Consider the following 950-nt stretch of genomic DNA (forward strand, 5'->3'; position numbering starts at 1 on the left):
AGTGTAACAACTTACCAGAAGAGTGTGTTTTACCCTTATCGTGATCAAAAAATACGCCTGGAGAACGATGCAACTGAGAGACGATTACACGCTCAGTACCGTTAACAACAAATGTACCATTTTCGGTCATGAGCGGCATTTCGCCCATGTATACTTCTTGCTCTTTGATGTCTTTGATTGCTTTATTTGATGATTCTTTATCATAAATAATCAATCGAACCTTAACACGCAATGGAGCTGCGTATGTTACACCACGCTGAATACACTCTTTTACGTCAAATGCGGGTTCACCCAAACGGTAGCTCACATATTCTAATGCAGCATTACCTGAGAAGCTCAAAATTGGAAAAACTGACTTGAATGCAGCGTGAAGACCAACATCGTCACGAGACTCTGGGTCATTGTCACTCTGCAAGAAGCTTAAGTACGAGTCTATTTGAATAGACAAAAGATACGGCACATCCATGACGGTTGGTAACACGCCAAATTCTTTACGAATACGCTTTTTCTCTGTATACGAGTAGGCCATTTATATTCCCCAGTTTTGTGACTTAACGGTCTGAATTGTTGAACGGTTGACACCGTTTAATAACAGGCTATGTTTAGAAAGAGATACTTATTGCATGCTCAAGGCTTTGCCAAATATTCCTTTCTAACAAACCTTCTTATAGTTTGTTCTATGATGCTTGTTAGCATCAATATAATGAAAGCTATCTACTAACTAACAACAGAAAAAGGCCGGCAGCAAATGCTACCAGCCAATTTCGTTAGGATGCGTGTGCTTCTGCATGCATCAAATAACTATAATTATAGTTACTTAACTTCAACAGATGCGCCAGCTTCCTCAAGCTCTTTCTTAGCAGCTTCAGCGTCGTCTTTGCTAACGCCTTCTTTAACAGTAGATGGAGCACCATCAACCATTGCTTTCGCTTCTTTAAGGCCAAGACCTG

General features: G+C 40.4%; 1 protein-coding gene and 1 pseudogene. Both read right to left on the reverse strand.

The window, feature by feature from the left end; genetic code table 11:
* Positions 1 to 529, reverse strand: a pseudogene (gene rpoB, locus A3735_RS03165) (DNA-directed RNA polymerase subunit beta); the annotation flags it as partial.
* A gap of 284 nt (positions 530 to 813) precedes the next feature.
* A partial coding sequence (locus tag A3735_RS03170; protein ID WP_197474838.1) for a ribosomal protein L7/L12 occupies positions 814 to 950 on the reverse strand: 137 nt, incomplete at its 5' end.

The sequence above is a fragment of the Oleiphilus sp. HI0061 genome (assembly GCF_001635675.1).